Below are 7,293 nucleotides of genomic sequence, written 5' to 3'. Positions count from 1 at the left end.
GCCGGCCCTCCGGTCCAGAAGCCGTATTTCGGCTTGGCCGGCGGGTTCACCACCCCGGCGATATGGCCCGAGCCGGCGAGCACGTAGTCGACCGGTCCGCCGAACTTCGCGGAGCCCTCGAACACCGACAGGGCGGGCGCGATGTGGTCCTCCTTGGTGGCGAGGTTGAAGATCGGGATCTTCACCTTCTTCAGGTCGAGCCGGACGTTGCCGAGGATCATCTTCCCCTGCGCGAGCGTGTTGTTCAGGTAGCAGTTGCGCAGGTAGAAAGAGTGGTTGGCCGCCGGCATCCGAGTGGAATCGGCGTTCCAGTACAGCAGGTCGAAGGGCATCGGCGTCTGGCCCTTGACGTAGTTGTTGACCACGTAGGACCAGATCAGGTCGTTGGGGCGCAGCATGTTGAATGCGGTCGCCATGCCGGTGCCTTCGAGGTAGCCACGCTTCTGCATCCGCGACTCGATCAGGCGGATCTGATCCTCGTCGGCGAACACCTTCAGGTCGCCCGCATGGGTGAAGTCCACCTGCGTGGTCAGGAAGGTGGCGCTCTTGATGCGCTTGTTGCCGGTGGCGGCCTGCATCGCCAGGGTCACGGCCAGGAGGGTGCCGCCGACGCAGTAGCCCGCCGCCGCGACCTCGTTCTCGCCGGTGGCGACCCCGATCGCATCGATCGCGGTCTCGATGCCCTCCCGCATGTAGCTCTCGAAATCCTTGTCGGCGTGGCGCGCATCCGGGTTGACCCAGGAGATGCAGAACACCGTCAGGCCCTGGCCGACCATCCAGGCGATCAGGCTCTTCGAGGGGTTCAAGTCCAAGATGTAGAACTTGTTGATCCAGGGCGGCACGATCAGGAACGGCCGCTTGAGCACCGTCTCCGTGGTCGGCGCGTACTGGATCAGCTCCATCAGGTCGTTTCGGAAGACGACCTCGCCCGGCGTCACCGCGACGTTGACGCCGACCTCGAAGCCCGCCGCCGGATCGGTCTGGCGCACCCGGAGCTGCCCCTTGCCGGCCTCGATGTCCTCGGCGAGCATCTTCATGCCGCGCACCAGGTTGGCGCCGTTCTCTTGGAGGGTGTGCCGGATCAGCTCCGGATTGGTCATCACGAAGTTCGAGGGCGACAGCGCCCCGGTGATCTGGCGCAGGTAGAACTGCGCCTTGTGCCGGGTGTGCTCGTCGATGCCCTCGGCCTCGTCCACGAGGCCCTCGGCCCAGCGGGAGGTGATGAGGTAGCTCTGCTTGATGAAGTCGAAGATCGGGTTGGTGGACCATTCCGCATGGGCGAAGCGGTTGTCCTTCGGCTCGGGCTCGGCCACGGGCGGAGCGCTCTCGCCCTGCAGGCGCTGCCAGGTCGAGCCCCAGAGGGTGATGAAGGCCTCGCTCAGCTTCGTCTGCGCCTCGACGGTCTTCTTCGGGTCGGCGAGCCAGGTCTCGGCGACGCTGCCGAGGGTGCGGACCACGTCCTTGACCTCCTCGGGCGGCTCGACCGCCTCGACCGGCAGGGCGTCCGGCGTGCCCACGGGCTTCATGTAGCGCGACGCGGCCCGGCCGAATTCCTCGACCAGCAGGCTCGCGTTGCGGGACAGGGCCTCGATGTCGGGCAGCGGTGTCGTCCGTTCGGTCGTCACGCGTGCATCTCTCCCCGAGTCTGGCCGAACCTTTGGCCGCACGACGCCTGCCGTACGGTCGAGGGGGCCTCGTTTCCGACAAATTAACGCGCCATCGCGGAGTTCCGCCAGAGCGCACGCCTCCAAAACGGCTGACTTCTCCCATGTCCGGGCTTCACAAATCTCAGTTTGTCGCGGTCCTCGCCGTGGCCCTCCTGCTCGCGGGATGTTCCGGCGACCTGAATCCCATGCGGATCGCCTACGGCACCGGCGAGGCCGGGCCGCCCGCCAAGGCGCCGGACTTCGTGGCCCAGTCCCGCCGCGGCGGCGACGACTTCATGCCGGTGGGCGTCTCCGCCCCGGCCCGGCCGATCCGGGCCAAGACGCCCGAGGGCACCAAGGCCCTGGAGGCGGAGCTCGTCGCGGCGCGCGGGCGCAACGAAGCGCGCGGCCGGTCCGCCGAGGGCGCGGCCCAGGCCGCCAAGCCGTAGGCCCCCCAGATATCGTTCGGCGTCGGGGCACAAAACTGTTAGACGGGAAGCGAGCGTGCGGATTCTGCGACGGCCCTGCGCCAGGCGAGGCCGTCAAAAGACGTCCGGATTCCACCCGAGGGACATCCGGAGAAGACCACGCCACCATCTCGGGATGATGACAGCTTCGCGCCGGGTGACGCTCGCCGCCCCGCGCCCCCATTCGTATCTCTCGCTCGTTTTCTCGGACATCGTGAAGGCCATGACCGACTTCCACCGCATCAAGCGCCTGCCCCCCTACGTGTTCGAGCAGGTGAACCGGATCAAGGCCCAGGCCCGCGCCAACGGCGCCGACATCATCGACCTCGGCATGGGCAACCCGGACCTCGACGCCCCGAAGCACGTCATCGCCAAGCTGGTGGAAACCGCCGGCCGTCCGCGCACCGACCGCTACTCCGCCTCGAAGGGCATCGCCGGCCTGCGCCGCGCCCAGGCGAACTATTACAAGCGCCGCTTCGGCGTGAGCCTGAACCCCGACACCCAGGTGGTGGCGACGCTGGGTTCGAAGGAGGGCTTCGCCAACATGGCGCAGGCGATCACGGCGCCGGGCGACGTGGTGCTGGTGCCGAACCCGAGCTACCCGATCCACGCCTTCGGCTTCCTCATGGCCGGCGGCGTCATCCGGTCCGTGCCGGCCGAGCCGACGCCCGCCTTCTTCCCCGCGGTGGAGAAGGCGATGCAGCACTCGATCCCGAAGCCGGTGGCGATCGTGGTCTGCTATCCCTCGAACCCCACCGCCTACGTGGCGAGCCTCGACTTCTACCGGGACCTCGTCGCCTTCGCGAAGCGCCACGAGATCATCATCCTGTCGGACCTCGCCTATGCGGAGGTCTACTTCGACGGCGATCCGCCGCCCTCCGTGCTGGAGATCCCGGGCGCCATCGACTGCACGGTGGAGTTCTCGTCCCTGTCGAAGACGTTCTCCATGGCCGGCTGGCGCATGGGCTTCGCGGTGGGCAACGAGCGCCTGCTCGCCGCGCTCACCCGCGTGAAGTCCTACCTCGATTACGGCGCCTTCACGCCGATCCAGGTCGCCGCCACCGCCGCCCTGAACGGGCCGGAGGACTGCATCGTCGAGATGCGCGGGATCTACAAGAAGCGCCGCGACGCGCTGGTCGAGTCCTTCGGCAAGACCGGCTGGAAGATCCCGACCCCGTCGGCCTCGATGTTCGCCTGGGTGCCGATCCCCGAGAAGTACCAGGCGCTGGGCAGCCTCGAATTCTCGAAGCTCCTCCTCGAGAAGTCCGACGTGGCGGTGGCCCCCGGCATCGGCTTCGGCGAGCACGGCGACAACTACGTCCGCATCGCGCTCGTGGAGAACGAGCAGCGCATCCGGCAGGCGGCGCGCAACGTCCGGCGCTTCTTCGAGACCTCGGACAAGACGCTGCACAACGTGGTGCCGATGCCCGAGGCGTCCCTGTCGAAGGCCGGCTGAGGCTCCTTCGTCTGGATCTCGGGCCCGAACCTTGGGCCCGGATGTTGCGGCCGGGAGACAGCCGGCCGCAAAGCTTGCCGAAACGCACCGATGCGCTTGTCACGGCGCGGCGCGCTCCGCAGGGTCCCAGCGATGCCGCGCTGCGTTTCCTGTCTGCGCGCGGTGCGTTCGCCGAGGCCCGAGGATCGTATGCGTCGCCTGACCCTTCGTCGCCTGCCCCTTGCCGTCGCCCTGGTGCTGAGCGCCTCCGCGGGCGCCTGCGCGCCGAAGCCGATCGTCGCCCGCGACCCGGTTCCGGCACCCGAGCCGACGCTCGGCTACGAGTGCAGCTCGCGGCCGACCGTGCTGAACGGATTCTATTCGACCTGCGAACCGGCGCTCCAGGAGCGTTCGGTGGTGGTCCGCGCCAAGGGCTGAGCCCCCCGGAACGCGTCGCAGGGCCGGGCCGATGTCCGGCCGTCGACGTCTCGAGGCCGCGCGTCGCGGCCGCTTTCCCACAGGACAGCGACGAATGTCGCGCTCCCGCGACCGAACGGACACGGACAGGAACGTGGGATTGGGGCAAGATGCCCCCGGGCGCGTCCCTCCGGGTCTTCAGGTTGCCCGCCGGAGTTTGATCGTGGTGCTGATGATGCGGACCCTCCTCGCTGCTGGCCTGATCGGTCTCGGGTTCACCCTTGGTGCCTCCGCGCAGACCCTCTATCTCGGCGCGAACGGCCCCGTGGTGCTGCCGACGAGCCCGAGCTCCGGCCGGCCGATCCCGGACGTTCCCGAGGCGGTGCCGGTGCCGAGCGTGATGAACGGCGGCGGATTCGGCCTGACCGGAACCGAGTATTTCAGCGACGGCCTCAGCGAGGGCCCGCTCAACCAGCGCCACCGCCCGCGCGAATTCGTCCTGGCGCCGGCCCGCATCGGCCCGCCGGACTACGTCCGCCCCGCCCTCCGCTAGCGCCGGTCGGCCCGGCGACACTGCCTGGGGTCATCGCGTCCCAGGGGACCGATCCGCCTCCCGTCACGACCGATGCCGGGGAGCAGGCGGAGCCACGTGCGGGCTCGCCCCCCTAGCGCCGGCGCGCCGACCGGGGGCGCGACGCGGCCTCGGTTTCGCTCCCCGGCGTTTACACCATCCGGCCGGCCCGGTATCACCCGGTCCCACACCCCGAACACACGAGCCCGAAACACCAGATGCGCGCCGAGATCGAACAACTCTCGGATGCCGCCAAGCAGTCGATCGGACTGCTGAGGAGGCATCTTTGACTGGGATACCGTCGAGAAACGCCTCGCGGAGCTGAACGCGGCTTCCGAGAATCCCGAGCTCTGGAACGACGCCGAGGCCGCCCAGAAGGTCATGCGCGAGCGCACACAGCTCGATGACGCGGTCAACGCGATCAAGAAGCTGAGCCAGGACCTCGAGGACGCTCACACACTGATCGAACTCGGCGAGATGGAGGGCGACGAGGCCACCATCCAGGAGGGCGAGGCGGGCGTGCGCGCCGTCGAGAAGGAGGCCGCGCGGCGCCAGATCGAGACGCTGCTCTCCGGCGAGGCCGACGGCTTCGACACCTACCTGGAGGTCCATTCCGGCGCCGGCGGCACCGAGAGCCAGGACTGGGCCAACATGCTTCAGCGCATGTATGGCCGCTGGGCCGAGCGCCGGAAGTACAAGGTCGAGATCGTCGAGTGGTCGGATGGCGACGAGGCCGGGATCAAGGGCGCCACGCTCCTGATTAAGGGCCACAACGCCTATGGCTGGCTCAAGACCGAGTCCGGCGTGCACCGGCTGGTGCGGATCTCGCCCTACGATTCGAGCGCGCGCCGCCACACCAGCTTCGCCAGCGTCTGGGTCTATCCGGTCATCGACGACCGGATCGAGATCGAGATCAAGGAATCCGACTGCCGCATCGACACCTACCGGTCGTCGGGCGCGGGCGGCCAGCACGTCAACACCACCGATTCGGCGGTGCGCATCACGCACATTCCGACGGGCATCGTGGTGGCGTGCCAGCAGGAGCGTTCGCAGCACAAGAACCGGGCCACCGCCTGGAACATGCTACGCGCCCGCATGTACGAGGCCGAGCTGAAGAAGCGGGAGGAGAAGGCCAGTGCCGAGGCCGCCGCGAAGACCGACATCGGCTGGGGTCACCAGATCCGCAGCTACGTGCTGCAGCCCTACCAGCTCGTGAAGGACCTGCGCACCGGCACCCAGTCCACCGATCCCGATGCGGTGCTGGACGGCTCCCTCGATCCGTTCATGGAAGCGTCCCTCGCCCAGCGCGTCTATGGCGGGGCGGATGTGGTCGAGGACATCGAGTAGGGCGCGCGCCCGCTCCCGGGTGGTCGGACGGCGTTTCCCGGCTTCGGGAAAACGCCGCGCCGGCTCCCTCGCCGGAGAATCCCGACGCGAGGCGGAGCCGGCGGAGGGCCGGTCAGAGCACGTCGGCGGCCCTGAGGAAGCGCACCGGGTCGACCGGCTCGCCGTCGATGCGGGTCTCGTAATGCAGGTGGCTGCCGGTGGAGCGGCCGGTGGAGCCCACGCGTCCGACGATCGTGCCCGGCTCGACCCATTGGCCCGGCGATACGTCGAAGGCCGAGAGATGGGCGTAGCGCGTCACGAGGCCGTGGCCGTGATCGACCTCGACCATGTTGCCGTAGCCGCCATTGTACTCGGCCACCGTGATGCGTCCCGCCGCCGTGGCGCGGGCCGGCTCTCCGGTCTCCGCCCGCATGTCCATGCCGGTATGCATGGCGTAGCCGCGGGTGAACGGATCGAGGCGGGGGCCGAAATTGCTGGACAGGCTGAGGTCCCCGGAGAGCGGACGGCGCACGGGGAGGGCCGCCGTGATCCGGCGCAGATGCGCCTCCTCGGCCAGGGAGCGCTGAACCTCCGACAGGGACAGGGCGAACGCGTCGCCGCTCAGGGGCACCAGCGGCCCACCGATCCCGGCCGGACGCTCGTGCTCGTAGCGGGCGGGATCGAGACCGAGGCGGGCGACGAGGCCGCGCAGGCGCTGGGCGCCTTTGCCGGCCCGCGCCCCGATCGTGGCGAGCACGCGGGACTGCGCCTCGGCGAGGCCGTCCAGGCGCTGCTCCAGGGCCGCGACCCTTCCCTCGACCGCGCGGGCGGATTGTCGCCCGGAGGAGGGGTCGGCGGCGGTCCTGAGCTGGAGCGCATCGGGGGTCGGGAAGGGCTTGGCGCCTGACAGGGTGCCCGGCAGGGAATTGGACGGGCCCTTGATCGCGGGCTCGGGCGCCTCGCTCACGGGGGCGGCCAGCGTCGCGGCGTCGGGATCGCCCGCGAGGGTGGCGATGGCGGCCTGGCGGGCCTCCAGCGCGGCCTGCCGGCGCGCGAGCTCGGCCATGCGCTGGGCGAGGCCGTCGCGCGACGCCGCCTGCTCCATCGTCACCCGGTCGAGCTGCAGGCGCAGGGTGCCGATCCGCTCCTCGTAGCCGTACTGGAGGGCGCTCTGCTGCGAGACGAAGCGGGCCAGCACCTCGTCGTGGAAGACGAGGTAGTACGTCGCCCCGCCGGCCCAGGCGACGGCGACGGCCAGCGCTCCGGCGAGGAGGCGGGACCGCAGCGCCGAAGCCGGGCCGGCGGGGACGACGCGGTTCGCCGTCGAGGAGAATTTCCGGGAAGACGATGGCATGGGACGCGTGACCTGATCCACCGCGTCACCCTGCCCGGATCAGGGTTAACGAACCGCCAAGGCGCAGCCCCGACGAT

7 protein-coding genes are annotated in these 7,293 nt (G+C 69.5%); 5 read left to right on the top strand and 2 right to left on the bottom strand.

Going from position 1 to position 7,293, the window contains the following annotated elements:
- Positions 1–1,625 (bottom strand): class I poly(R)-hydroxyalkanoic acid synthase (gene phaC / locus ASF20_RS07985; RefSeq protein WP_244476357.1); only part of this gene is annotated, 1,625 nt, incomplete at its 3' end.
- A 143-nt stretch (positions 1,626–1,768) separates the two neighbouring features.
- Here phaC and ASF20_RS07980 point away from each other — a divergent pair.
- The 5 genes from ASF20_RS07980 to prfB all read left to right on the top strand — a co-directional run bounded on the left by ASF20_RS07980 (position 1,769) and on the right by prfB (position 5,883).
- On the top strand, positions 1,769–2,095 hold the full coding sequence (locus ASF20_RS07980) for a hypothetical protein (protein WP_056272753.1): 327 nt from the start codon (positions 1,769–1,771) through the stop codon (positions 2,093–2,095).
- 241 nt (positions 2,096–2,336) lie between these two features.
- On the top strand, positions 2,337–3,569 hold the full coding sequence (locus tag ASF20_RS07975) for an LL-diaminopimelate aminotransferase (RefSeq protein ID WP_056211437.1): 1,233 nt from the start codon (positions 2,337–2,339) through the stop codon (positions 3,567–3,569).
- A gap of 189 nt (positions 3,570–3,758) precedes the next feature.
- The gene (locus tag ASF20_RS07970) at positions 3,759–3,986 is read left to right on the top strand and encodes a hypothetical protein (protein WP_056272751.1); all 228 of its coding nucleotides are present in this window, start codon (positions 3,759–3,761) and stop codon (positions 3,984–3,986) included.
- Between the two features lie 211 nt (positions 3,987–4,197).
- Positions 4,198–4,518, top strand: a complete 321-nt coding sequence (locus ASF20_RS07965) for a hypothetical protein (RefSeq protein WP_082487798.1) — start codon at positions 4,198–4,200, stop codon at positions 4,516–4,518.
- A gap of 236 nt (positions 4,519–4,754) precedes the next feature.
- Positions 4,755–5,883 (top strand): peptide chain release factor 2 gene (gene prfB / locus ASF20_RS07960; protein ID WP_156375915.1). Its coding sequence is split into 2 segments (ribosomal slippage): positions 4,755–4,823 and positions 4,825–5,883, totalling 1,128 coding nucleotides; the frame shifts between segments, so codons are not numbered across the junction.
- Positions 5,884–5,995: 112 nt separating this feature from the next.
- Here prfB and ASF20_RS07955 read toward each other — a convergent pair.
- Positions 5,996–7,216, bottom strand: coding sequence for a M23 family metallopeptidase (locus ASF20_RS07955; RefSeq protein ID WP_056272738.1), 1,221 nt, complete (start codon positions 7,214–7,216; stop codon positions 5,996–5,998).
- Between the last annotated feature and the right edge of the window lie 77 nt (positions 7,217–7,293).

Source organism: Methylobacterium sp. Leaf88 (assembly GCF_001422795.1).
Classification (GTDB): Bacteria; Pseudomonadota; Alphaproteobacteria; order Rhizobiales; family Beijerinckiaceae; genus Methylobacterium.
Note: the sequence above shows the minus strand (reverse complement) of the source record. Positions and strands in the feature narration are given on the sequence as shown.